This window comes from Gilliamella sp. App6-5 (assembly GCF_001690525.1).
GTDB classification, from domain to species: Bacteria; Pseudomonadota; Gammaproteobacteria; order Enterobacterales; family Orbaceae; genus Gilliamella; species Gilliamella apicola_H.
Genome location: NZ_LZGT01000029.1, coordinates 24,592 through 50,652 on the forward strand (window position 1 = coordinate 24,592; position 26,061 = coordinate 50,652).

The window sequence follows — 26,061 nt, forward strand, 5'->3', positions numbered from 1 at the left end:
ATGGAATTTGATATCAACAGTTTCTTTAATATTGATTTCTTTTCTTGGGTTAGGGACTGCTTTTTTCCTTTTGTTCGTATTTTAGCGTTGATCATGGTAGCGCCTATTTTTGGCGAAAAAGAAATCCCCAGTCGCGTTAAAATTGGCTTGGCACTACTGATTGCGATTGTACTGCCACTTCCTCATCTTGATGACAATATCAAAATATACTCTCTTATAGGGATATGGATTATTGCGCAGCAAATAATGATTGGCGCACTAATTGGTTTTACCATGCAGTTTGCATTTATGACAGTGCGATTTTCGGGTGAATTAATTGGCATGCAAATGGGGCTGGGCATGGCGACTTTTTTTGACCCTATTGGCGGCCCATCCACATCAGTATTATCACGCTTAATTAACATCATTGCTCTATTAATATTTTTGAGTGTGGACGGCCATTTATGGCTTTTATATGGCATCTCAAATAGTTTTGAAATCATTCCAATTGCCGTGATGCCATTACCCGCAAATGGATATTTAGCACTCATTGATGCCAGTAAGCTATTATTTATCAATGGTATTATGTTAGCACTCCCCTTAATGACTTTACTATTAACCATCAACATATCATTGGGGCTACTTAATAGAATGACACCACAGCTATCGATATTTGTCGTTGGCTATCCGGTGACACTATTATTAGGCTTGCTTATGCTAACTTACTTAATTACAACGCTACCGGCATTTTCAGAATTTATTTTTGAACAAATATTTGATCGCATTGCTAACATATTGTGGTATTTAACTCAGTGATACTTGCGATCAAAAAACATCATTAAATTATTATTATTAGATGTGTAATACTAACTATTCTTCGTTGAACGAGAATTTATTTGGAAAATGATCAATGATCAACTAAGCAACCGAAAGCAAGTCTTGTTTATTATCCTAATTATTGGCTTTCTGAATTATGATAGATAAGAAATTGACTATAAGCAAAGAACAAGAATTAATAAAGCAGGCAGAAAGACTCGCTTTACTTCCTGATTGTGTAGAACCTTTTGAGCAATTTAAGGCTTTACTCAAAGATGAAACTCGGGTAGCTAATCAGCTACGTCTGCAAGGAATAATGGTCTCTGGCAGCGGCGTACGTTCAATCTGGTTACGCCACGATTTAGAAAGCTTCAAAAAAGGCTGATCGCTCTGGAAACAAAAGTAGCTTAGGAAGGGCTGGTGTTAACAGAAAGCCAGCTACAAACTTTAGAGAAAGCGAAAGCAGCGCGAGAGGCACAAGGTGAAATTGAGCCCCAGCATCCTGGTTACTTATGCGCACAAGATACCTATTATGTTGGTCATATTAAAGGGATTGGGAAAATATACCAATAAACGTTTATTGATACCTATTCAAGACTGGCGTTTGCTAAAGTATATACGGAGAAAAACAGTTTAGTTGCTGCGGATATGCTCAATGATAAAGCGATACCATTTTTTGATAATGAGCAGGTAGCGCTTTTACGAATTCTGACGGATAGAGGAAGTGAGTATAACGGTCATAAAGAGCGTCATGCATACGAATTGTATCTGAATTTGGAGGATATAGAGCATACGAAAACAAAAGCCTACAGTCCGCAAACGAATGGTATATGTGAGCGGTTCCATAAGACGATGAAGACCGAATGTTATGATATTATGTTTAGACATAAAATATATACAGAACTGAAAGAGATACAACAAGATATTGAGCTTTGGCTAGGGTTTTACAATCGGGAAAAAGCACATTCAGGGAAATACTGTTATGGTAAGACGCCTTGGCAAACTTGGGTAGGGACAAAAGGACTGGCTAAAGAAAAGCAGCTAGAGAATTTATTTTACTCATCAGACAGTCATTGTGTTAGAACGAATGCCGATGAGTAGGGAGTGTTTGTCAGATTAAGTTTGAGCTAGTACAATTTAGAATGTTAAAATTAAAAAAAGGTTGCTTGTCAATGCCAAGTAACCTTGTTGTGTATGATAAAACATCAAAAGCAAATTATTGACCGATACGGCGTGTTAATTCGATAACACGAATTTTTGCCAATGCTTTTGATAGTTCTGCAGAAGCTTGAGCAAATGACATATCATCGCTTGGGTGATTTATATGTTCTTGCGCTTGTCTTACTGCTTCTTGTGCTCTTGCTTCATCTAGATCTTCGCCACGAATAGCGGTATCCGCTAAGATGGTTACGATGTTAGGTTGAACTTCTAAGATACCACCAGATAGATAGATAAACTCTTCTTCACCATCCGTTTTCACAATGCCAACCATACCAGGTTTTATGGTTGTGAGTAGGGGAGTATGGCCAGGATAAATTCCAAGTTCACCTTCTTTACCTGTGACTCTGATTCGCTGAACATCACCCGAAAACAGGTGAGATTCAGCACTAACAACTTCTAATTGATAGGAAGTTAGTGCCATAATACGATCTCCATTAATACGATCTGTTCTATGAATCTCTTAGAGAGATTTTGCCTTCTCAATCGCTTCATCAATTGAACCAACCATATAGAATGCTTGTTCAGGGATGTGGTCATAATCACCGTTCATGATTCCTTTAAATGCACTAATCGTGTCTTTCAAAGGTACATATTTTCCTGGTGAACCAGTGAATACTTCTGCAACAAAGAATGGTTGAGATAAGAAACGCTGAATTTTACGAGCACGAGCAACGATCAATTTATCATCTTCTGATAACTCATCCATACCAAGAATCGCAATAATATCTTTTAATTCTTGATAACGTTGTAGAATTGACTGAACACCACGGGCACAATCATAGTGCTCTTGACCAACCACTAAAGGATCTAATTGACGGCTAGTTGAATCTAAGGGATCCACTGCCGGATAGATACCTAAAGAAGCAATTTGTCGGCTCAATACAATTGTTGCATCTAAGTGAGCAAAGGTTGTTGCTGGTGATGGGTCAGTCAAGTCATCTGCTGGTACATAAACAGCTTGGATTGAAGTGATCGAGCCTGTTTTAGTTGACGTAATACGTTCTTGTAGTAAGCCCATTTCTTCGGCTAATGTTGGTTGATAACCTACCGCCGATGGCATACGACCTAATAATGCAGACACTTCAGTACCGGCTAAGGTATAACGGTAAATATTATCGATGAATAATAAAACGTCTTTACCTTCGTCACGGAATTTTTCAGCCATAGTTAAACCCGTTAATGCAACACGCAAACGGTTTCCTGGTGGCTCATTCATCTGACCATAAACTAACGATACTTTATCAAGTACGTTTGATTCTTTCATTTCGTGGTAAAAGTCATTACCTTCACGAGTACGTTCACCCACACCAGTAAATACTGAGTAACCAGAGTGTTCGATAGCGATATTACGGATTAATTCCATCATATTAACGGTTTTACCTACACCCGCACCACCGAATAGACCTACTTTACCACCTTTAGCAAATGGACAAATTAAGTCGATAACTTTAATACCAGTTTCAAGTAACTCTGTTGAGTTTGCAAGTTCTTCATAGGTTGGTGCTGCGCGATGAATCGCCCAACGTTCTTCTTCGCCAATTGGACCTGCTTTATCAACAGGATCGCCAAGCACATTCATAATACGACCCAGTGTTTTCGTCCCCACTGGTACTTCAATGCCGTGGCCTGTGTTTCTAACTTTAAGTCCACGTCTTAAGCCATCAGATGATCCCATTGCGATACAACAAACAACGCCACCACCTAATTGTTGCTGAACTTCCAGAACTAATTTTTCAGTGCCTGTTTCCACTTCTAATGCATCATATACCTTTGGTACTGCATCTTCTGGGAATTCGACATCAACCACCGCACCGATGATCTGGACAATCTTTCCAGTAGCCATTTTTAATCCTCTACGTCTTTTTCTTAACTATAAGCCAATATTTAGCACTAACCTGAAACAGCAGCTGCACCGGATACAATATCAATCAATTCATTCGTGATAGCACCTTGACGTGCTTTGTTGTACACAATTTGTAATTCATTAATTAGGTTTGCACCGTTATCTGTTGCCGCTTTCATAGCTACCATTCTTGCTGCTTGTTCACTCGCTAAATTATCAACCACTGCTTGGTAGACTTGTGATTCAATATAGCGACGTAAAATCACATCTAATAGTGATTTAGCATCAGGCTCATAAATATAATCCCATGATGAAGCTTTAAGTTCTTTATCTTCTGATGGTGGTAATGGTAATAATTGCTGGATCGTTGGCTTTTGTGACATAGTATTAATAAATTTGTTAGTAACGATATATAATTTATCAATTTTACCGTTGTCATATGCCTCAAGCATTGTTTTTACCGGACCAATTAAATCGGATAAATTGGGTTCATCCCCCAAGTTAGTGACTTGGGTTAAGATGTTTGCTTTTACTGATGAGAAAAACGAAACACCACGCGAACCAACTAAAGCAACATCAGCTTCAACACCTTTTTCCTGCCATGCTGACATGTCAGCAATGACAGTTTTAAAAAGATTAATATTTAAACCACCACATAAACCACGATCGGTTGAAATAATAAGGTAGCCAACTCGCTTTACATCTCTTTCTTCTAAATAAGGATGTTTGGCGCCTATCTGAGCTAACGCTAAATGTCCAATTACTTCGCGGATCATTTCGGCATAGGGTCGACTAGCGGCCATTCTATCTTGTGTTTTGCGCATTTTAGAATTGGCAACCATTTCCATTGCTTTAGTGATCTTTTGCGTACTTTGGATACTTGCAATCTTTGTTCTAATCTCTTTTGCATTAGCCATTTGTTACCTCACCCTTACCAAGTTTGAGTCGATTTAAAGCTTTCAAGTAATGCTTTTAGCTTACTTTCAATCTCATCATTGTAATTACCGGTCTCGTCGATTAATTTGACAAGATCGGCATATTGACTATGGGCATAAGCAAGTAATGCTGTTTCAAATGGTAATACTTTAGCCAATTCTACATCTTCAAGATAACCACGTTCAGCGGCGTAAAGTACAATTGCTTGTTCAGCAACAGTCATTGGTGAGTATTGCTTTTGTTTTAACAATTCGGTCACTTTTTCACCGTGGCTTAATTGGTTTCTTGTTGCTTCATCTAAGTCAGATGCAAATTGAGAGAATGCAGCTAATTCACGATACTGTGCAAGCGCAGTACGAATACCACCTGATAGTTTTTTCATTATCTTCGTTTGTGCAGCACCCCCCACACGTGAAACCGAAATACCTGGGTTAACCGCAGGACGGATACCTGAGTTAAATAGGCTAGTTTCAAGGAAAATCTGACCATCAGTAATCGAAATTACGTTAGTTGGTACGAATGCTGAAACGTCACCTGCTTGAGTTTCAATAATTGGTAATGCTGTTAATGAACCGGTTTTGCCCTTAACTTCGCCTTTTGTGTACTCTTCAACATAAGCTTCGTTCACACGTGCTGCACGTTCAAGTAAACGAGAGTGAAGATAAAATACATCACCCGGGTAAGCCTCACGTCCTGGTGGACGACGAAGTAATAACGAAATTTGACGATAAGCAACCGCTTGTTTAGATAAATCATCGTAAACAATTAACGCATCTTGACCACGGTCGCGGAAGTATTCACCCATTGCACAACCCGCATAGGGCGCTAAGTATTGTAACGCAGCTGATTCAGACGCTGATGCCACAACCACAATCGTGTTTTTAAGTGCACCATAATCTTCAAGTTTACGCACAACATTGGCAATAGTTGATTGTTTTTGACCAATGGCAACATAAATACATTTTACACCAGAGTCGCGTTGGTTGATGATTGCATCGACGGCAAGTGCTGTTTTACCGGTTTGACGGTCGCCGATGATAAGCTCGCGTTGACCTCGACCAATTGGAATCATTGAGTCGACGGCTTTATAACCAGTTTGTAATGCTTGGTCAACGGATTTACGATCGATAACACCTGGGGCAACAACTTCGACTGGTGAAAAACCATCATGTTGAAGTGAGCCTTTACCGTCAATTGGTTCACCTAGTGTATTAATTACGCGACCTAATAAACCTTCACCAACGGGTACTTGTAAAATACGCCCCGTACATTGTACTTTCATACCTTCAGACAAGTCTTCGTATGGTCCCATGACTACCGCACCGACAGAGTCTCTTTCAAGGTTTAATGCCATTGCATATCGGTTGCCTGGTAATGCAATCATTTCACCTTGCATTACATCTGTTAATCCGTGGATTCGAAGAATACCATCACTTACCGATATGATAGTTCCTTCATTGTGAGCATCACTCACAATATTGAACTGAGCTATTCGCTCTTTAATTAGTTCACTTATTTCAGTTGAATTTAGCTGCATTATCAGTCCCCTTAAGACTGTAGAGCGTCATTTAAACGATTTAAACGCCCTCTGATACTACTATCAATAACCATATCGCCCGTACGAATAATAAAACCAGAAATGAGCGATTTATCTATATGACATTTTAGTTTTACTTTTCGTGATAAACGTTTTTCGACAGCGACAGAAATCTTATTAAGTTGTTCATTAGTTAGCTCACTGGCAGAAATAACATCTACATCTGCTTGGGCTTCTTTATCTAAACAATATTGCTCAAACAAGGTTAAGACTTCAGGAAGAAGTGATAATCGCTTGTTTTCAGCCATAATCTTAATAAAGTTAGTGCTAAACTCATCTAACACATCTTGACAGATGTTGATGAGTAAATTAGCCACCGAATCGGTTTTCATGTCAGATGTTAAAATACTTCTTATTTGAGTATCTTTACTCACTTCAGATGTCAACACTAGCATTTTATGCCATGATTCGATGTTGTTTTTTTCTACCGCAAAATCGAAAGCGGCTTTAGCATAAGGGCGAGCAATCGTAATTAAGTCAGCCATTGCTCTATTCTCCTTATAGTTCAGCTACGAGTTTATCAATGATGTCGCTATTTGCGGCTTCATTAACAGAACGTTGAATAATTTTTTCTGCACCAGCAATAGCAAGTGTAGCGACTTGTTGTTTGAGCTCTTCTTTAGCTCGCTTACGTTCAGCTTCTACTTCAGCAAGTCCTTGAGCAACAATTCGTTCTTTTTCACGAGAAGCTTCTTGTTTTGCTTCTTCAAGAATGGCTGCTTTACGTTTGTTGGCTTGCTCAATAATTGCATTAGCCTCAACCTTAGCCTGTTGCATTATGTCAGATGTATTTGCTTTGGCTAATTCCAAATCTTTTTTTGCTGTTTCTGCTGAAGCAAGTCCTTCGGCTATCTCTTTTTGGCGTTTTTCAATTGCGCTAATAACAGGAGGCCAAACAAACTTCATACAGAACCAAACAAACAATACAAATGTAATTGCTTGGCCGAGGAGAGTTGCGTTCATATTCATGACACGATTCCTCTTAAATTTTTATTAACCTGCGACAGCAAAAATAACATAAAGTGCAATACCCACACAGATCATTGGGATCGCATCAACTAGGCCCATAACGATAAAGAATTGAGTACGTAACATAGGCATTAATTCTGGTTGACGAGCAGCACCCTCTAAAAATTTGCCACCTAATAAACCAATACCAACTGCACCACCAATTGCAGCTAATCCCATCATGATGCCTGCGGCTACAAATAACATACTATCCATTATATACTCCAGTTTATTATCAAAAAAATATTAAAATTAATGATCTTCCGTTGCCGACGCCATGGCTAAATAGACGATCGTCAACACCATAAAAATAAATGCTTGTAACGTAATTATTAAGATATGAAAAATGGCCCATGGTAACGATAATACCCACTGCGACCACCAAGGTAATAATGCAGCAATTAGGATGAAGATAAGCTCACCAGCATACATATTTCCGAAAAGTCGAAGTCCTAAAGAAACAGGCTTCGCTAATAGGCTAACTAATTCAAGTACTAAATTGATAGGCGCAAATGCCCAGTGATTAAATGGGTGCAAGGTATATTCTTTGATAAACCCTGAAATTCCTTTGTACTTGATTGAATAAATGATGATAAGCGCAAATACACCTAAAGACATTGACATGGTAATGCTGACATCGGCTGTTGGCACTACTCTTAAATGTGATAGACCTAAATATTGACCTGCATAAGGTAGAAAATCAACCGGGATAAGATCCATTAAATTCATCAAGAAAACCCAAATAAATACCGTTAATGCTAACGGTGCGATGAGTTTATTTTGGCCGGTAAACATGTCCTTTACAGTATTATTGACAAATTCAAAGATCATTTCTACTGCACATTGCAGTTTACTTGGCACGCCACTGGTTGCTTTTTTTGCTACGCGATGGAATACCCATAAGAAGATTACACCAAGTAGAATTGAAAAGCACAATGAGTCAAGGTTAAAGGTCCAAAAACCTGAACCTACTTGCAAGTTCTCAAGATGGTGCTTGATGTAAGCTTGCGGTGAAGCTGGAGAGGAAACTGACATATAACCCTCTTAACCTATTTCTAAAAAATAAAAATATTGCTCATGTTTTCATTTGAAAGATATAAGCAATCGCTGTAATAATCTGAAGTTGCTATTTTAAACCTAATTGCCTATATTAAGTCAACCTTTGATTAACAAAATTAAGATTTTAGACACTTTTTACTAATTTTGCGTAAATTAACGCAACTTCGCGCATTATTTTAAATCGAATTTAGCTCAATTAATGGCTGAATTAATGGGCATAAATAGGGGTGTTTCTAAGCTTTAACTGCGTTTGCGATAGTTTCGGCTAATTTTTGCACTTCGTATTGATTGCTTCCTTCCACCATGACACGAATTAACGGTTCGGTTCCTGATTTGCGAATCAGAACTCGACCATGATGACCAAGTTGTTTTTCTGCTTGCTCAATTGCCGATTTTACCGTATCGCTATTGAGTGGATCATGTTCACTTGTAAATCGAACATTAATTAATACCTGTGGCAACATTGTCATGCCACTGCACAAATCAGCTAACGACATATCATTGCGTACCATTGCCGCGAGTACTTGTAAGCCAGCAATAATACCATCACCTGTGGTGGTTTTATCTAATAATAACACGTGTCCCGAATTTTCAGCACCTAAGCGCCAATTTTTCTCGACTAGTTTTTCAAGTACATAACGATCGCCAACTTTGGCACGAACAAAAGGAATACCAAGCTTTTTAAGTGCTATCTCAAGCCCCATATTGCTCATTAAAGTGCCGACAACACCGCCTTTTAGTTGACCTTGTCTTAATGCTTCGCGTGCAATGATATAGATAATTAAATCACCATCAATTTTGCGACCTTTATGATCAACCATGATGATGCGATCACCATCACCGTCTAATGCAAAACCTAGATCGGCTTTTTCATCAATAACACATTTGGCTAATGCCTTTACGTCAGTTGCACCACAGTTTTCGTTGATATTAACCCCATCAGGCTCACAGCCAATTTTAATCACTTGTGCACCAAGTTCTCGTAATACTTTAGGCGCGATGTGATAGGTAGCGCCATTAGCACAATCGACAACAATTTTTAATTCTGCCAAACTTAAATCATGATCGAATGTACTTTTGCAAAATTCGATATAACGGCCTGCTGCATCGGTGATACGGCTTGCTCGACCAAGTTGTTTGGATTCTACACAATCGATCTCTTTTTCAAGTTCAGTTTCAATTTCTAATTCGATTGCATCATCAAGTTTTTTTCCTTCGCTTGAAAAGAATTTAATGCCATTATCATAAAAAGGGTTGTGTGAAGCCGAAATAACTACGCCAGCATCAGCTCGAAAAGTACGGGTTAAGTAAGCAATGGCTGGTGTTGGCATGGGGCCTGTAAAAGCAGCGGCAACGCCAGCAGAAGCAAATCCTGCTTCTAGTGCAGATTCAAGCATATAGCCTGAAATGCGGGTATCTTTACCGATTAATACTTTTTTCACCCCATCTTTGGCAAGCACACGACCCGCTGCCCAGCCTAATTTGAGCGCAAAATCTGGTGTGATAGGATACATTCCAACTTTACCACGAATCCCATCGGTACCAAAATATTTTCGATTAGACATTTTATTCCCTCATACTAAATTATTTTTGATAGACGCATATTTTAAGTTGTAAAAACTTTCAGGAAAGTATACCGCTTAGTATTAAGTTACTCTCGATTATCATTGGCAAATTTTAATAATACTTGGCTTTCTTTGATAAAACGCTCTGCGTAAGAACCAAACCAAGTAGTCACTTCGTTAAAATTCTGGATAAATTTTGTTTTGTCGCGTTGTTCAATTAATTTAACCATTTGCCCAAATCGTTCGTAATAGCGTTTGATTAATTCGATATTATCATCCGATGCCATAATGATATCGGCATATAGCTCGGGATCTTGAGCAAACAAACGCCCAACCATCATCAATTCAAGGCGATAAATAGGCGAGGAAAGTGCGATTAATTGTTCTAAGTCAACATGTTCACGTTGTAAATTAACACCATACGAAAAAGAAGTAAAATGACGCAGAGCTTGGATGAACGACATGCATTTGTCATGTTCTTTGGCATCCATGGCACACAAATTAGCTCCCCATATACGCATTTGCTCAATTAACCATTGATATTTTGCGGGATTTCGACCTTCACAATAAACGATAATTTGTTTAGCTAAATTGGGTACATCAGGACCAAACATAGGGTGCAACCCAACTACAGGGCCTTGATGCTTATCAAGCATGGTTTGGAGTGGTTTGGCTTTTATGGATGTAAAATCTGCTAAAATACAATTTTGGGGTAATGGCGGTAATTGTTTGATTATTTCGCAAGTTTTGTTTATCGGTACGGTGACAATCACTGCCGCAGCATCGGTAATTACTTCGGCAGCTTGATGCATCGTTTTGGAACCTAATGTTTTAACCTGATAGCCAGATAAAGTAAATAATCGAGCAAACAACCGCCCCATTTGCCCATTACCCCCAATAATTACTATCGAGCCTTGGCCACTGTAGACTTTTTTAAAGCCTTTGTCATTTTCGCTAATATAAGATTCACGCATTAAACGACGTAAAATATCTTCAATCAAAGCGGGGGATATGCCTGCTTTTTCAGCCTCTTGTCGTCTTTTTGCTAGCATGTCTGCTTCTCGCTTAGGATCATAAATCGGAATACCGTGTTTGCTCTTTACTTCGCCGACTTCGGCAACTAATGCTAATCGCTTGGTAATTAAAGATAAAATGGATTTATCAACTTCATCGATTTTATCGCGCAAGGCAAGTAATTCGGTAGACATATTTGGTGATTCCTTTTATCACAAATGACAACTCTTTCTGTAATAGCTTAACAGTATAACGTATTTTTGGTAGGATGGGGCAACTGCAACATTAAATCTAACATAATAAAATAATCATGAAAGTTATCTCGTTTAATATTAATAGCCTTCGCGCGCGAATTCATCAGTTAGCAGCAATTATTGATACTCACCAACCAGATATAATTGGTTTACAAGAAACTAAAGTTCATAACGATCAGTTTCCCGTTGACGAGTTAGCACAGTTTGGTTATCACTTACATTATCACGGACAAAAAAGCCACTATGGGGTGGCGTTATTAACTAAGCAAAAGCCTCTGTCTGTACAGTGTGGTTTTCCTACTGATAGTGATGATGCGCAATGTCGTTTGATCATGGTTGAATTACCAACTAGTCAAGGCAATTTAACGGTAATTAATGGTTATTTTCCTCAAGGTGAAAGTTTACATCATGAAATTAAATATCCAGCTAAACGTAATTTTTATCACGATTTAATAGCCTATATTAACCAGCAGCAATTAAGTAGTCAGTTATCTTTAATTATGGGAGATATGAATATTTGCCCAACTGATTTAGATATTGGCATTTCACAAGATAGCCGTAAACGTTGGCTACGCACGGGTAAATGTTCATTTTTGCCCGAAGAACGTGAATGGATGAATAGTTTAATGTCGCTTGGTTTTATTGATACTTACCGAAATGCTCATCCAACTGAGCTTGAATATTCTTGGTTTGATTATCGTTCAAAAGGTTTTGATAGCCATACTGGATTAAGAATCGATTTAATATTAGCAAGCCAAAAAATGATGGCGCATTGCAAGCAAACCGGGATTGATTATGATATTCGTGCAATGGAAAAGCCATCTGATCATGCACCAATTTGGGCTCAATTTGATTTAGTTTAAACTTGTCTAGTTATAATATAGTTGTAAAAGGATAATCGCATGCAAAACAGTTCGATTCTATCGGTTAAAGATCTTAATCAAATGGTTAAGGATCTGCTTTGTAATGCTATTGGTCAGATTTGGTTAATGGGGGAAGTCTCAAACTTTTCACGCCCATCATCAGGACATTGGTATTTCTCGTTAAAGGACGATAGTGCACAAGTTCGTTGTGCCATGTTTCGTAATAGTAATTTTCGTGCCGGTTTTACACCACAAAATGGACAGCAGGTTTTGGTTAGAGCAACTGTTACATTGTATGAAGCGCGCGGGGAATATCAACTAGTTATTGATAAAATTCAACCCGCAGGTGCGGGATTATTGCAGCAAAAGTTTGAGCAATTAAAACAAAAACTGTCTGATGAAGGCTTATTTGATCCTATTTATAAACAGCCATTACCTGAAAATATTCGCACTGTTGGGATTATCACTTCGTCAACGGGTGCTGCGCTACATGATATTTGCCAAATATTAAAACGCCGTGATCCGAGCTTGCATTTGATTATCTACCCAACGCAAGTGCAGGGCAGCGAAGCGGCTGGGCAAATAGCTAAAATGATTCAAATTGCCAACATTCGCCAAGAATGTGATGTATTAATTGTTGGACGAGGTGGTGGCTCGCTGGAAGACTTATGGTCATTTAATGAAGAAGTGGTGGCAAGGGCTATTTTTGCTAGTCAATTACCCATTGTCAGTGCGGTTGGACATGAAATAGATTTTACCATTGCCGATTTTGTGGCTGATGTTAGAGCGGCCACGCCATCAGCTGCAGCCGAATTAGTGAGTCATGATAATTTGGATCAAACAAAGCGTATTCAAGCAAAAGAACAACATTTATCCATGGCAATGGATTATTATTTAATACAGTGTCGAGAAAAACTCAATAAATGGCATCATCAATTGCAGACTCAACATCCACAAACAAAATTAGAAAAACAATTGAATCAACTTTTAACCTATCGTCATTCATTATATGAAAATATTCAGCAATATTTTCTCAAGCAGTCAAATCGCCATAATTTTTTAGATAGGCGATTATTACGAGTATCGCCACAAAATAACATCACCTATTTAGGGCAATTGGTTCGACAAAAACAGCAGCAACTCATTAATTTAATTGATCAGAAGTTAACAAAGTCACAGCATCAATTTGTGTTAAAAACTTCGCAACTACATAGTGTCAGCCCGCTGGCTACACTTGATCGAGGTTACTCTGTTACCACAAACCAAAACAACACAGTGGTTCGTCGCTGTGAGCAAGTTAAGGTGGGGGAATTTATCATAACAAAATTAAAGAAAGGGAAACTGGTTAGTCAAATTATCGAAATTAACGAATAAACTCTTTATCTTTAAAGAATATTCATAAACTGTTTTTACCAGTTTTTAACATCATTTTTGCAATTCAAGTGATCACTAGTATATAATCTAAACAATAGGAAATTATTATATTATTCAGAGGGGTTATGAGTTACCCGATAGGTATTGATTTAGGTACGACAAATAGTTTAATTTGTGTTTGGCAAGAAGGTAAACCACTCCTCATTCCTAATTCAATTGGTGAAGTTGTTACACCATCTGCAGTTAGTGTTGATGAAGACGATTCTATTTTAGTCGGACATGCAGCATTGTCCCGTTTAACCACGCATCCCAATCGTAGCGCAGCCGCTTTTAAACGCTTTTTAGGCTCAAACAAAGTCTTCGAATTAGGCGACAAAAAGTTTACACCAACCGAACTTTCAGCCATGGTTTTAAAATCACTTAAAGCAGATGCTGAAGCATTTTTAAAACAAGAAATTCATGATGTTGTCATTTCGGTGCCTGCTTATTTTAATGATGAACAGCGTAAGCAAACTCGTTTTGCTGCTGAGTTAGCGGGATTAAATGCTGTGCGTTTAATTAATGAACCAACAGCAGCTGCTATGGCATACGGGTTACACGAAGAACAATCAGGTAATACTTTAGTATTTGACTTAGGTGGTGGCACGTTTGATGTGACTGTGCTTGAATATTCGATGCCAATTATTGAAGTGCATGCTTCGGCAGGTGATAACTATTTAGGTGGTGAAGATTTTACTCAAACGCTTGTTAAAGCTTGCTTAAGTGAATGGAATCTTAAACAACAAGATATTCCAGCAGATGATTATGCTCGATTGTTAGATTTGGCAGAGCAATTAAAATGCAAATTAAATGGTGAACAGATGCACAATTTGACGTGGTTTTGGCAAGATAAGCAGTGGCAATTTGCACTCAATGAAAGCCGAGCTAAAATGATCTGGTTACCGTTACTTAATCGTTTACGAGCACCGGTCGAACAAGCGTTAAATGATGCACGTTTAAAGCCTAATCAGCTAGAGCATATTGTATTAGTTGGCGGTTCATCACGACTTGGTGTGGTGCGCGAATTGGTTACTAAATTATTTGGAAAATTACCTTATCGTCATATAAACCCAACTACAATTGTCGCTCAAGGTGCCGTTGTTCAAGCTGCTTGCCGATTGCGTAATAAAGATGTAGAAGAAGTCATTCTCACCGATGTGTGTCCTTATACTCTTGGGATTGAAAGTTGTTCAAATAATGTCAGTGGGTTATTTTCACCCATTCTTGAACGTAATACTATTGTACCAACTTCGAAAGTAAAAACATTTTATACAACTCATCCTCAACAAAAGGTGATATGTATTTCGGTTTACCAAGGTGAAAATCCACGTGTTGAAAATAATGTTTTAATTGATGAATTTGAAGTGCCTCTAACGCCAATGGAAAAAACACAAGGGATTGATGTTCGCTTTAGTTATGATCTAAATGGCTTATTAGAAGTTGATGTGGTTTTGCTTGAAACAGGTAAGCAACATGGCAAAGTGATTGATCATAGTCCAATTGGATTAACTGACAAACAAAAACAAGAAAGTCATGAACGCTTGAAAACGCTTAAAATTCATCCCCGTGATGAAATGCCAAATCGTACATTATTAGCTAGATTAGAACGAGCATGGGCACAATCATTGGGTGATGAACGACTATTAATTGGATCATATATCGAAGTTTTTATGGAAGTATTAAATAGACAAAACCCTGAAGAAATTAACGAAATTCGTTGTGAAATTGAATCTAATCTACAAGATCTAAATCGATAACTAGTAGAATTTTAAAAATATAAAAAGTCCTCTTTTTTAGAGATAAAAAAGAGGACTTTATTTTGTTCACTTTTCCTTTTCTTTGGTTGTTTTTTCTACTGGTGGTCCAAAACGGTTAGTATGTTTGATGCCAGAAACCCAAAATGGCGCAAAAAATAAGGAAAAAACCAATATTTCGCCCACAAAACCGATGAGTGGTTGCCCTCTATAGATATCATTAAAACGTCGTTTTAAAGCAAAAACCATATTGGTTACAGCAATGGAATAACAAATTATAGAAAAAGTAGGACTATTCAATTCAAAATTGTTGTTAAGTACGGTCATCAATCCTAACACTATGAAGCTACAACATAATTGTATAATAAAACCTTTTATATTAGTTCGTCCTTTCCAATGCCAAAACTGCCACCATTTATTTTTAGGTAATGGCTGTGATTCCAGTTTTTCTTGATTTTCACGATGTTTTGCTATAAGTAATGCCGCACAAAGCCGTAAGACTAAATCATTGTCACAGCTGTTTTTAAACTTGTCTAACATTTCAAGTTCACTTTCATCGCATATACCGTAATAGTTAGACAAACGTTCAGCAAGTGTTATTATTTCATCAACTTGTTGAGTATAACTGTATTTTTCTTTGCTATCAAAAGGTGGTGTAATCCAATTATTTTGCAAATTTTTGGCTATTTTTATTAACTCTTTATTATCACCAGTAATATCTTGTAAAATTGTATCTAATTTGTTTTTTTGCTCAGGTTTATTTAATACAATTATGTATAACAGCATTAAATAAATTGGATTTCTATTCACCAGTTTTTGTGTCCATGTGTGCTCCATTTTTTGCTCAATATCGTCAAAATCAATAAAGTGAGGCGCATCAATAAACCATTCAATCGAATTTTGATAATTGTTTAAAACACAATTAATTAGTCTGCTATCATTATTAATCAGATTATACAGCTCTGTTTCATTTTGCCAGTTACCATGCTTAAATATCTCTATTAATGGTTTAAATGGGTTATTTTCATCAATAATAAAAGTATTATTTTCTTGTCGAAGATATTTTGCAGTTTCTATTGGTTCCCAAAAAATTGCAATTACTAATAAATACCAACGATACCATTGCCAATAAGCTTCTTTATTATTAGCAATAACCGAAAGATCTGGAGATTTTGGTAGTTGATAATAATTATTAAATTTTAAAAATGTAACCCCATCAAACATCTCCATATTTGAATAACGAAAGCTTTGATATAAATGTGATTGAGCAATATCAGGGATATCTTCAAATCTATCTAACCATAAACGACCATATAAAACTTGCTTGCCATTCTCGTCGGGATCGAATTGAGGTGGAAGTTGAGCATTTTCATTATTATCAAATAACCATGTTTTAAATTCTTGCACGGGTGAAAGTTCTGCCAGCCATGCAAGATGTTGTCGTGCTTGGCGTTGTAAATGTTGCAAAATAAATTGTTCAAATGGATCATCGCTTTGCTCATCTAAAATTTCTTGTAATAATCTTTCGTTACCATGGCGCAACATAATAGCATGTCGATATAAACGATATAATCGATTATCACCATCATCAAGTAACAATATTGATAAGACTTGTTTATAATTCCAGTTTGTACTCAAAGCCCAATTAACAAAGTCGACAATTTCTTTTGGATATTCATCGATATCTTCTAACCCTGCTAATCGTGCCGTTGTGGTTGCAGTAATTTGCGGAATAGTATGCAAATAATTTTCTGTTTTATCGACAGCGACACAATAACTATTATTCAGCGCCATAACTAATAATGGAAAGTAATTTTTTTCAAAATAAACACACCAACCTGCTATCCAGCTTTCTATTTTTTGTTGATAATGACCTGAATAATACAATTCTAACCAAGCCTGTAAGGCATTTTGTTTATCTTCAAGCAAAGTATATTGGATGGCAGCAATATATTTCCACTCGATAATAATATTTTCGTCTTGATCGCCTTCGGCAATGCATTTTAAAGCGTAATCCAAAATAGATTGATTTTTTAGGCTCGCAGCACTGTGCCAATGAGCAAATTCGAGCATAAATTTTTTATCATTAGGAAGGTAAATAACTGTATCTTGGCATAAAAATGCATAAACATCTTCAGATCTACGTTCCCAAAATAACCATTTGGCATTATATATATAATCGATAGTTGCATTTTGTAGTGTTTTATTGGTTGTTGGCAAGCATGTGTAATCAAATAAATCACCACGCTCAATGTGATTTAAATAATTATCATATTTTTCAAATTCATCAGTGAATTGTGTCATCAATTGCTGACGCCAGCGCAAATTATCGGCTAAAATTTTGACACATGATTCGGATATATTTGTTGTTTCGTAACTTAACTCTAATAGCCGCCATTTTACCGAATCAATAACTGTCATGGGATAATCATAGAATGAGCCGATAAATTTTTGCCATTCATCAATGTTATAGCAACGCTGTGGATCTTCTAATAGGGCTTGATAAGCATCGCAAATTTCGTTCGCTTTAATTTGCTCCTCTGTTAATGGTGGCGCTTCTTTTTCTTCTGATTTCTGTGCAGTTTCGTCAACGGCTGTTTTGGGCGAATTTGCATAATTCATTGCCGATTCGTAAGCTTCGCGCAATGCTTTAAACCCGTCAGGATCCGTTTCAGGATGATATGAGGGTAATTTTGCACGATAGGCTTGACGAATAACAGTTGTATCTTGTGTTTGATCTATACCCAGCAATTGCCAAAAATTTGTACTCATGACCAATCATACTCCGTTAGTGATTCAGGCTTTTCTAGTTCGTCAATCTCAATATACCAAGGCAGGCGATTGCAAGGAGAATCCTTGTCGGTAATTAATATTTTCATGGTATTTGTTTGTGATGCTCGGGTTAATTCACAGCGTAATACTTCAAGATCTTCTTTATTGTTGAGTGATTCCCAAAATTGAAAACCAATCGACCAACCCGCAAAGTAGTTATGCCAAGATTCATAAAAATATTGAGAACGAGCAGCAATTCTTGAAAAAATCCATAGTGCTTCTTCTTCGGTAATATATTTATTGGTCGTGCCATTGCGTAGTACATATCCCATACGTGCATAATCCCAACTACGAATGCCGCCATAGCCGCATACGCAAAAAGTTTGTTCAACAAACTCTAGTAATATTTTTTGATAATCATCTTGTGCTTGGCAATAATCACGCCAGTCTGATTCAGAAAATCGAGAATAGATTGAATAATATTGAGATAATAAAGGTGCATGCCCATCATCAACCATATCAAAGACACAGTTTAGTAATGTCTGGCGAGAATCAATTCTCCAACTTTCACTCATATCCATAAAATCCCGATCGGGATAAAAGAACGGTGAAGTATAACTTGCACCATTATTCTTGCTTAAGGCAACCATTGGCGCAGACAAGCCATATAACCAATCAATAACATCTTGATTCATATTTTTATTCCAATCATCTGATTTATTTTTTATCAAAAGATAGCAGATTTTACACCAAAATAAAAATTGAAGTTAAAGGCGGGAGTTTATGGTGTGGCTAAGTTATAATGAAATATAAATACCGTTATAAGCCTGCATAAATCATAAAATTATTTTGCAAATCAATATCTACAAGGCATAATAATGGTAAATTTATTGGAATTTGATTATTACTAAGTAATAAGTCATAAGGAGTGATAATGAAAAAAATGACCTTAATGATAATGTTAATATTTTGTACATTAACATTACAAGGTTGCGTTGCTGCAGTTATTGGTGTTGGCGCAGGTGCAACAGCAAAAGTTGCTACAGATCCTCGTACCACTGGCACCCAAGTTGATGATACAACACTTAGTTCACGCATGGGTATAAAAATTAAAGACCATGGACCTTTGTTTATTGGCTCGCGTATTGTTTCGAGTACTTATGGTGGTAATATCCTTTTAGTTGGACAAGCCAATAGTGAACAAGTTGAACAAGCAGAAAGGCTTGCTTATCAAGTTGAAGGGGTAAAAAAAGTCTATAACCAAATTCGTATTGGGGAACCTGTTGGGGCAGTGACTATTACTAATGATACTTGGATAACTACTCAAGTTAAATCTCGGTTAGTTTTAGATGCCAAAACAAAAGCTCGCAAAATTAAAGTGGTAACCGAAAACAGCGAAGTGTTTTTAATTGGAATTGTTACCCCAGAAGAAGGTAAAGCAGCAGCTGAAATTGCAAGTAAAGTCAGTGGTGTAAAAAAAGTCATCACACTTTACACTTATACCGAAAATTAACGGTAACTATATAAAAGACAGGGGGCGCATTAGCCCCTTTTTTATGCAACCGATTTTATGTGCTCAATTAATTTAGCAAGCCCTTGCAAACGTGATTGGCTTAGCTCATCGGAAATTTTTAACTGACTTAATAGGGATTGAAAATCGATAGCTGCAATTTCTTGTGCTGTTTTGTGATTGGCAATGATGATTAAAATGGCTAATAGCCCTTTCACAATTCTCCCTTCGCTATCGCCACTAAAAATATAGGTATTATCTGCTTGTTTTTGATAAATCAGCCAAACTCGGTTTTCGCAACCATTAATTTGATTTTGCGCTATCTTTAGCTGTTCAGGAAAATCAGGTAATTGCTTTGCTAGCATTACCAATTGTCGATAGCGATCTTGCCAAGTACGTTGCTTTGCAAATAATTCGGTTAAGCTTTGCTGTGATAGCATAATATTGACCTATTTACGGTTAACTGCTTGTAAAAAAGTTTCAGGAAACTATACGTTTCAGTATAAAATCACACTAATATTTCAATTGCATTTTGCAACTCTGAAATAAATTTATCCACATCTTGCTGATTATTATATGGCATCAATGAAACACGAACCGCTCCGTGGCATCCTAATTTATTCATCAAAGGCTGGGCACAAAGCTCACCAGTGCGGATCGCAATATTTTGTTCACTTAATAAGATAGCAATATCATTATGATGAATCTCATTGATATTAAACGTAATAATCGGGCTACTATCCACACTATAAAATTGAATATCCGCAAATTGGTTTAGTTGTGATTTTGCGTAGTCAGCGAGTCGCTTTGTGTAGTTTTCTGCTTGCTGCTTATTATCCCAACTTTTTAACCATTCAAGTGTTGCGTTAAAGCCAAGAATGCCAGCAATATTGGGTGTGCCTGCTTCAAATTTATAGGGAAGATCTTCAGGAATAAAATCATCAAATGAAGCGCTTTTTAGCATTTTTCCGCCACCATGCCAAACCGACATTTGTTCAAGTAAGGACTTTTTACCATATAAAACACCAAGACCCGTTGGTCCATACAATTTATGGGCTGAAAAAGCATAAAAATCGATATTTAATTGCTGGACATCAAGCGCATGATGAACAATGCCTTGCGCACCATCAACAACTAAAACCGCATTATGTTGATGAACAATGTGGCTAATTGTAGCTAAATCAGGGCAAAAACCAGTGACGTTTGACATTTGGGTTATTGCAACAATTTTGGTTTTTGTTGACAGTAGCGATGATAATTCATCAATATCTGATGACCATTTTATGACTTTAGCACCCATTTGCTTTGCAACAATTAGCCAAGGTAATAAATTACTATGATGCTCTAACTCACTCACAATAATTTCATCATTAGGTTGTAGCAATAGACGCGCATAGCTTTGCGCGACTAAGTTAATTGATTCAGTTGCACCCCGTGTCCAGATAATTTCAGAGCTGCTATTAGCATGAATTAAATCAGCAACATTTTGCCTTGCTTTATCAATTGTTGCGGTGACTTGCAGGGCGGTATTATACAAACTACGCTGAGCTGTTGCGGTATTTTCTAAATAGTAGGCAAGCGTTGCATCAACCATCACTTGTGGTTTAAGTGCGGTTGCTGCCGAATCAAGATAGACGCTTTCACTATTAAGCGCAGGAAAATCCGCCCTAAATTGCTCAGGCACAAAATGCTTATTGGGTAAGTTCAAGTCCGGCAATACCATTCCAGTAACCATTACAATCTCGTTTATGTTCAATTTGTAGCGGATTTAATCCATCTTCATTAGCTTTGAAACGTTTGACAATATCGAGCGTTTCAAGACCAAGTGGTGAAATTCTAACAATATCCACTAATCCTTTCATCTCTTTAAGATTATTGCCTAAGTTATAACAATAACCACTTTGAGTCTGAATACCGTTTAACACAAATACTTTTTGCTGTTCTTGCGAGAACACTTCACGCCCAACGGGATAATTAATGCAACATGTTTCACATTTATCTTTAGGCTTGTCTTCTGATCTAGCGGTAAAACAACGCGCTGAATAAGCTAAAGGTAAATAACCATAACTGAATATTTCAACTTCAAAATTTCGCTTAATATTTAAATTTTCAAATTGATTAAGTACATTGGTTAACCAATCACGAGAAAGCTCAACCGGCATACACCAACGCACCATCCCTTGTTTTTGTAATAATTTTAAAGTTAATGCGTTATAACAGTTAATAGCTGGGCCTGCAACAAATGGTAATTTATGCTCTTGCGCAATATTAATGGCAGCTAAATCATTTGCTTCGACTAAAAAATCGCCGTTATTGACTAATTGTCGTAAATCGTTTAATTCTGATGGCGCTTCAAGTAACGCTAGGGTTGAAAGTACTACTTGTTTACCCGATTTAGCAATTTCTTTTGCCAGTTCAATCCAATTGGCAACTTTCATTTCACGGCGTTTGATACATACCGTTTCGCCCATATAAATAACATCTGCTGCACTTTCTTTGGCAGCATGATAAAACGCTTCTGTTGTGGTTTTAGGCCAATAATAAAGCACTGGTCCTAATGCGTATTTCATAGTTTTGCTCACAATATTGTTTATATTAAATGAATTAAATTATTAAAAATAATACTTTATCACCTGTATTTATTTACAAAAAACAGAAGATATAAAAAGCGAAATATTACATTTAAAAAGTATATTTTTTAATTATTTGTTTTAATAGAAAAATTAAGTTATTGCCATTTACGGTGATAAGCGCCTAATGTTGTCTGTGTTCCCTCTGAAACAGAGCCAAGTGTATCCATCCAGCTTTTTTCTGTTTGGAATGATTGCGGATTGGCTTTATAGCGATCGATGGCTTGTCGCCATACTTTGGTTACTTGTTCAACATAAGCAGGACTACGCTGACGCCCCTCAATTTTAACCGAGGCAATATTAGCAGCAAATAGTTCAGGTAATAGCTCAATGGTATTTAAGCTGGTTGGCTCCTCGATTGGATGATAAAGCTTATCGCCAACAAAATAACGCCCTTTGCATAGCGTTGGGTAACCCGCATTTTCACCTTTTTTATGGCAATCAATTAACACATTATTGAGTCGTGACTCAAGCCCTTTTTCGGTCTCTTCCCAGCGAACAAATTTAGCTGGCGAACAAGCCCCAACTGTATTGGGTGATTCACCAGTTAAATAGGATGATAAATAACAACGTCCTTCCGCCATAATGCACAGGCTGCCGAAAGCAAATACTTCTAGCGGAACAGGAGAAACTTGTGATAGTTGCTTAACTTGATGCATCGAAAGTACACGCGGTAACACAATACGATGTACCTGAAAGTTGTTATAGTAAAACTTAATCGATTCTTCATTGGTTGAAGACGCTTGCACAGAAACATGACGCTCAAGATCAGGGTACTTTCCAGCCGCATAATCAAGCATGGCAAGATCAGCAATAATTAACGCATCAGCACCAATATTTGCAGCTGTATCGACAGCATGTTGCCAACGTTGGAAATTTTCAGGATGAGCAAAAGTATTAATGGCAATATGTAACTTTTTACCGCGTTTATGTACATAATCTGAAGCTTCTAACAATCGCTTTTCATTAAAATTTAAACCAGCAAAATGACGGGCATTGGTGTCATCTTTCAAACCAATATAAACAGCATCAGCACCGTTATCAATGGCCACTTTTAGTGACGGTAAAGATCCTGCTGGACAAAGAAGTTCCATAATTATTCCTAACTTAATTTCGGTAATTTATACGCTGTGTATTATGCAATAATTCCGAGTGTAATGCGAATAGAAAGCGATAGTGTTAGCTAAAAAAACATCAGATGCTTGGTTTATTGTATAAACAGTAATTCCTACAAATTATATGAATAACAATGACTGGTAAAAATAGCAGTATAAGCCATTACATGTGTTACGCTTGGAACGGCATTATTGGGAAATATTTTATACCATATCTAATTGTATGTTTTATCATCAGTATAAATAGAAATCTGGTTAAGAACAAAAATAAGATATATGGTAATATTTATAATGTGAATAAAAAATATAAAATTAAAGATTTAAAAATATTTCGCATTTGCTTTGTTTTTATACTCGGTAATATCCTTACAAATATAGGTGTTGTATAAAAATAATTCATTATTTATCAAATTTTTACAATTTTTTTTATGATTGAGATATTTAGCTTTTTACTTATAAAATATTAATAATATTTGGAATTTTATTAATATTTGTAGAAAAATAGCGTGATTTATTATATCATAAAGATTATCTATTTATATTATTTAAGAAATTATCAATTTATTCGTGTTTCATAAGGAATCAAATATGTCAAATAGCTATCAAAACGAAGTACCTCCTGCTCGTGTTAATATTCAACTAGATCTTCATACTGGTGGGGCCCAAAAGAAAATTGAGTTACCTTTAAAAATTTTATCTATTGGTGATTATGGTCGTGGTAAAGACAAACGCCCACTTTCAGAAAAAGAGAAAGTATCCATTAATAAAAATAATTTTGATGCAGTATTAAAAGAATTTAGACCTTCTGCCAAAATTAGTGTACCAAATACTCTTGCTGATGATGGTAGCGATATTAGTGTAGAACTCGCTTTTGAATCAATGAATGATTTTAAACCTGAACAAGTTGCAAGAAACATTCCTCAGCTTCGTTCTTTGCTTGCTATGCGTAATTTATTAAGAGATTTGAAATCTAACTTACTAGACAACGCTACATTTCGTTACGAACTAGAGAAAATTGTTAAAGATGAACAATTATCTGATGAGCTTCGTGCAGAATTAGAATCAATTGTATCTAAAAGCACAAAATAAGTGTTTTTTAATAAATTATCTCAGTTACTTTCGAAATAAATTATATCGTTATTGATGAACAATAAGGAAAAAAGCAATGAACGAAAAAACAGAACAAAAAAGTGTTAGCCAAACCGTTTTAGAAGATAATGGTAGTGTCTACCAATCTTTATTTAATAAAATAAATTTAAATCCAATCCAAAAAGCTGGTGAGATCGATAAATACGAAGATAATGATGTATTATTTGAGTCCTCACAAGATGAGCGTGTCACGATGGCTGTTGACATTTTACTTAAATTGATTCAAAGCTCATCTCAAAAAGTTGAAAAATTAGACAAACATTTATTGGATTACCATATTAGCCAAATCGACCAAAAACTAAGCCGACAATTAGATGCGATTATGCATAATGAAACTTTCCAAGAAATTGAGGCGACGTGGCGTGGTTTAAAATTTTTAGTGGATCGTACTGATTTTCGACGTAACGTAAAAATTGAATTATTAGATGCTTCAAAAGAAGATCTTCGCCAAGATTTTGAAGATGCACCAGAAATCATCCAAACGGGTTTTTATCGTCATACCTATATTCAAGAATATGATACACCGGGTGGAGAACCAATAGGTGTAACTATCTCGAATTATGAGTTTGATCGTGGTCCACAAGATATTGCTTTATTACGTAATATTTCAAAAGTTGCAGCTGCGGCTCATATGCCATTTGTTGGTTCTGTCGGTCCAAAATTCTTTGGCAAAGAAACCATGGAAGAAGTTGCTGCAATTAAAGATATTGCAAATTATTTTGATCGAGCTGAATATACAAAATGGAACAGTTTCCGCGAAACGGATGATTCACGTTATGTTGGCTTAACTTTACCAAGAGTATTAGCTCGTTTACCTTATGGTCCTGATACAGTACCTGTCCGTAGTTTTAACTATATTGAAGATGTTAAAGGCATTGAACATAGTCGTTATTTATGGGCTAACGCTTCGTATGCTTTTGCAGCTAACATGGTACAAAGTTTTATTCGTAATGGTTGGTGTGTACAAATTCGAGGTCCACAAGCTGGAGGACTTGTCGAAGATTTACCTATCCATCTTTACGATTTAGGTACAGGCAACCAAGTTAAGATTCCAACTGAAGTTCTTATCCCAGAAACACGTGAATTTGAATTTGCTAATTTAGGTTTTATACCGCTCTCTTTCTATAAAAATAGAGATTATGCTTGTTTCTTCTCTGCGAATTCGGCACAAAAACCAGCGCTATATGATACAAAAGAAGCAACAGCAAATAGCCGTATTAATGCACGCTTACCATATATTTTCTTATTATCACGTATTGCTCATTATTTAAAAGTAATTCAGCGAGAAAATATTGGAACAACAAAAGATCGTCGCGTTCTTGAACTTGAGTTAAATAAATGGATTAGCAATCTTGTGACTGAAATGACTGATCCTAGTGACGAAGTTCAAGCATCTCATCCATTACGAGAAGCAAAAGTTATTGTTGAAGATATTGAGGATAACCCTGGATTCTTCCGTGTTAAAACATTTTTAATCCCACATTTCCAGGTTGAAGGAATGGATATTAATTTATCGATGGTATCACAAATGCCAAAAGCTAAAGCTTAATATCAAAAAATCTG

The 26,061-nt window shown here is 36.6% G+C and carries 23 protein-coding genes and 1 pseudogene; 8 read left to right on the plus strand and 16 right to left on the minus strand.

The genetic code is table 11. From position 1 onward, the window contains the following. Positions 1 to 795: a flagellar biosynthetic protein FliR gene (gene fliR / locus A9G24_RS03305; RefSeq protein ID WP_065637752.1), complete on the plus strand. Its 795-nt coding sequence runs from the start codon at positions 1 to 3 to the stop codon at positions 793 to 795. 283 nt (positions 796 to 1,078) lie between these two features. Then, positions 1,079 to 1,896 (plus strand): annotated as a pseudogene (locus A9G24_RS13140) (integrase core domain-containing protein); the annotation flags it as partial. A gap of 115 nt (positions 1,897 to 2,011) precedes the next feature. Here the strand turns inward: A9G24_RS13140 and A9G24_RS03320 are convergent. The 10 genes from A9G24_RS03320 to tyrA all read right to left on the minus strand — a co-directional run bounded on the left by A9G24_RS03320 (position 2,012) and on the right by tyrA (position 11,232). Continuing rightward, on the minus strand, positions 2,012 to 2,437 hold the full coding sequence (locus A9G24_RS03320; RefSeq protein ID WP_065637755.1) for a F0F1 ATP synthase subunit epsilon: 426 nt from the start codon (positions 2,435 to 2,437) through the stop codon (positions 2,012 to 2,014). A gap of 39 nt (positions 2,438 to 2,476) precedes the next feature. Beyond that, a complete protein-coding gene (gene atpD / locus A9G24_RS03325) occupies positions 2,477 to 3,859 on the minus strand; it encodes a F0F1 ATP synthase subunit beta (protein ID WP_065587118.1) in 1,383 nt (460 codons plus the stop codon). 47 nt (positions 3,860 to 3,906) lie between these two features. Further along, positions 3,907 to 4,776 carry a F0F1 ATP synthase subunit gamma gene (gene atpG / locus A9G24_RS03330; RefSeq protein WP_065587117.1) on the minus strand — a complete coding sequence of 290 codons (870 nt, stop codon included), beginning with the start codon at positions 4,774 to 4,776 and terminating at the stop codon, positions 3,907 to 3,909. A gap of 14 nt (positions 4,777 to 4,790) precedes the next feature. Beyond that, positions 4,791 to 6,332 (minus strand): F0F1 ATP synthase subunit alpha, encoded by a 1,542-nt coding sequence (atpA, locus tag A9G24_RS03335; RefSeq protein ID WP_065637756.1) that lies wholly within the window; start codon positions 6,330 to 6,332, stop codon positions 4,791 to 4,793. Between the two features lie 11 nt (positions 6,333 to 6,343). Beyond that, positions 6,344 to 6,877 (minus strand): F0F1 ATP synthase subunit delta, encoded by a 534-nt coding sequence (atpH, locus tag A9G24_RS03340; RefSeq protein ID WP_065637757.1) that lies wholly within the window; start codon positions 6,875 to 6,877, stop codon positions 6,344 to 6,346. A gap of 13 nt (positions 6,878 to 6,890) precedes the next feature. Further along, complete coding sequence (gene atpF / locus A9G24_RS03345; protein WP_065587114.1) at positions 6,891 to 7,361, minus strand: F0F1 ATP synthase subunit B; 471 nt, start codon at positions 7,359 to 7,361, stop codon at positions 6,891 to 6,893. 24 nt (positions 7,362 to 7,385) lie between these two features. Then, positions 7,386 to 7,616, minus strand: a complete 231-nt coding sequence (gene atpE / locus A9G24_RS03350; protein ID WP_034901511.1) for a F0F1 ATP synthase subunit C — start codon at positions 7,614 to 7,616, stop codon at positions 7,386 to 7,388. A 36-nt stretch (positions 7,617 to 7,652) separates the two neighbouring features. Further along, positions 7,653 to 8,435: a F0F1 ATP synthase subunit A gene (gene atpB, locus A9G24_RS03355; protein WP_065637758.1), complete on the minus strand. Its 783-nt coding sequence runs from the start codon at positions 8,433 to 8,435 to the stop codon at positions 7,653 to 7,655. A gap of 257 nt (positions 8,436 to 8,692) precedes the next feature. Next, complete coding sequence (gene glmM, locus A9G24_RS03360) at positions 8,693 to 10,024, minus strand: phosphoglucosamine mutase (protein ID WP_065637759.1); 1,332 nt, start codon at positions 10,022 to 10,024, stop codon at positions 8,693 to 8,695. 86 nt (positions 10,025 to 10,110) lie between these two features. Next, complete coding sequence (gene tyrA / locus A9G24_RS03365) at positions 10,111 to 11,232, minus strand: bifunctional chorismate mutase/prephenate dehydrogenase (RefSeq protein WP_065637760.1); 1,122 nt, start codon at positions 11,230 to 11,232, stop codon at positions 10,111 to 10,113. A gap of 116 nt (positions 11,233 to 11,348) precedes the next feature. Between tyrA and xthA the strand changes: the two genes are divergently transcribed. From xthA to A9G24_RS03380, 3 genes are all read left to right on the plus strand, one after another. After that, positions 11,349 to 12,155 carry an exodeoxyribonuclease III gene (gene xthA, locus A9G24_RS03370; RefSeq protein WP_065637761.1) on the plus strand — a complete coding sequence of 269 codons (807 nt, stop codon included), beginning with the start codon at positions 11,349 to 11,351 and terminating at the stop codon, positions 12,153 to 12,155. A 39-nt stretch (positions 12,156 to 12,194) separates the two neighbouring features. Further along, the gene (gene xseA / locus A9G24_RS03375; RefSeq protein ID WP_065637762.1) at positions 12,195 to 13,529 is read left to right on the plus strand and encodes an exodeoxyribonuclease VII large subunit; all 1,335 of its coding nucleotides are present in this window, start codon (positions 12,195 to 12,197) and stop codon (positions 13,527 to 13,529) included. A gap of 125 nt (positions 13,530 to 13,654) precedes the next feature. After that, positions 13,655 to 15,325, plus strand: a complete 1,671-nt coding sequence (locus tag A9G24_RS03380) for a molecular chaperone HscC (RefSeq protein ID WP_065637763.1) — start codon at positions 13,655 to 13,657, stop codon at positions 15,323 to 15,325. Positions 15,326 to 15,391: 66 nt separating this feature from the next. Here A9G24_RS03380 and A9G24_RS03385 read toward each other — a convergent pair whose 3' ends face one another. Further along, positions 15,392 to 18,094, minus strand: coding sequence for a J domain-containing protein (locus A9G24_RS03385; RefSeq protein ID WP_065637764.1), 2,703 nt, complete (start codon positions 18,092 to 18,094; stop codon positions 15,392 to 15,394). Further along, entirely contained in the window at positions 18,091 to 18,789 is a 699-nt protein-coding gene (locus A9G24_RS03390; RefSeq protein WP_065637765.1) for a DUF1266 domain-containing protein, read from the minus strand. The genes A9G24_RS03385 and A9G24_RS03390 overlap by 4 nt, the downstream gene beginning before the upstream one ends. Before the next feature lie 239 nt (positions 18,790 to 19,028). On the opposite strand from A9G24_RS03390, the gene dolP reads away from it, so the two are divergent. After that, complete coding sequence (dolP, locus tag A9G24_RS03395) at positions 19,029 to 19,607, plus strand: division/outer membrane stress-associated lipid-binding lipoprotein (RefSeq protein ID WP_065637766.1); 579 nt, start codon at positions 19,029 to 19,031, stop codon at positions 19,605 to 19,607. Between the two features lie 41 nt (positions 19,608 to 19,648). On the opposite strand, the gene csdE is transcribed toward dolP, so the two are convergent. The 4 genes from csdE to ubiU all read right to left on the minus strand — a co-directional run bounded on the left by csdE (position 19,649) and on the right by ubiU (position 23,328). Beyond that, positions 19,649 to 20,044 carry a cysteine desulfurase sulfur acceptor subunit CsdE gene (gene csdE, locus A9G24_RS03400; protein ID WP_065637767.1) on the minus strand — a complete coding sequence of 132 codons (396 nt, stop codon included), beginning with the start codon at positions 20,042 to 20,044 and terminating at the stop codon, positions 19,649 to 19,651. Between the two features lie 68 nt (positions 20,045 to 20,112). Beyond that, a complete protein-coding gene (gene csdA, locus A9G24_RS03405; RefSeq protein WP_255307223.1) occupies positions 20,113 to 21,339 on the minus strand; it encodes a cysteine desulfurase CsdA in 1,227 nt (408 codons plus the stop codon). After that, positions 21,296 to 22,174: a U32 family peptidase gene (locus tag A9G24_RS03410; protein WP_065637769.1), complete on the minus strand. Its 879-nt coding sequence runs from the start codon at positions 22,172 to 22,174 to the stop codon at positions 21,296 to 21,298. The genes csdA and A9G24_RS03410 overlap by 44 nt, the downstream gene beginning before the upstream one ends. 158 nt (positions 22,175 to 22,332) lie before the next feature. Next, a complete protein-coding gene (gene ubiU, locus A9G24_RS03415) occupies positions 22,333 to 23,328 on the minus strand; it encodes a ubiquinone anaerobic biosynthesis protein UbiU (protein WP_065637770.1) in 996 nt (331 codons plus the stop codon). A 609-nt stretch (positions 23,329 to 23,937) separates the two neighbouring features. Between ubiU and tssB the strand changes: the two genes are divergently transcribed. Both tssB and tssC read left to right on the plus strand, forming a co-directional pair. Further along, positions 23,938 to 24,438 carry a type VI secretion system contractile sheath small subunit gene (gene tssB, locus A9G24_RS03425; protein ID WP_065637772.1) on the plus strand — a complete coding sequence of 167 codons (501 nt, stop codon included), beginning with the start codon at positions 23,938 to 23,940 and terminating at the stop codon, positions 24,436 to 24,438. Positions 24,439 to 24,514: 76 nt separating this feature from the next. Then, positions 24,515 to 26,047 (plus strand): type VI secretion system contractile sheath large subunit, encoded by a 1,533-nt coding sequence (tssC, locus tag A9G24_RS03430; RefSeq protein ID WP_065637773.1) that lies wholly within the window; start codon positions 24,515 to 24,517, stop codon positions 26,045 to 26,047. The last annotated feature ends 14 nt before the right edge of the window (positions 26,048 to 26,061 follow it).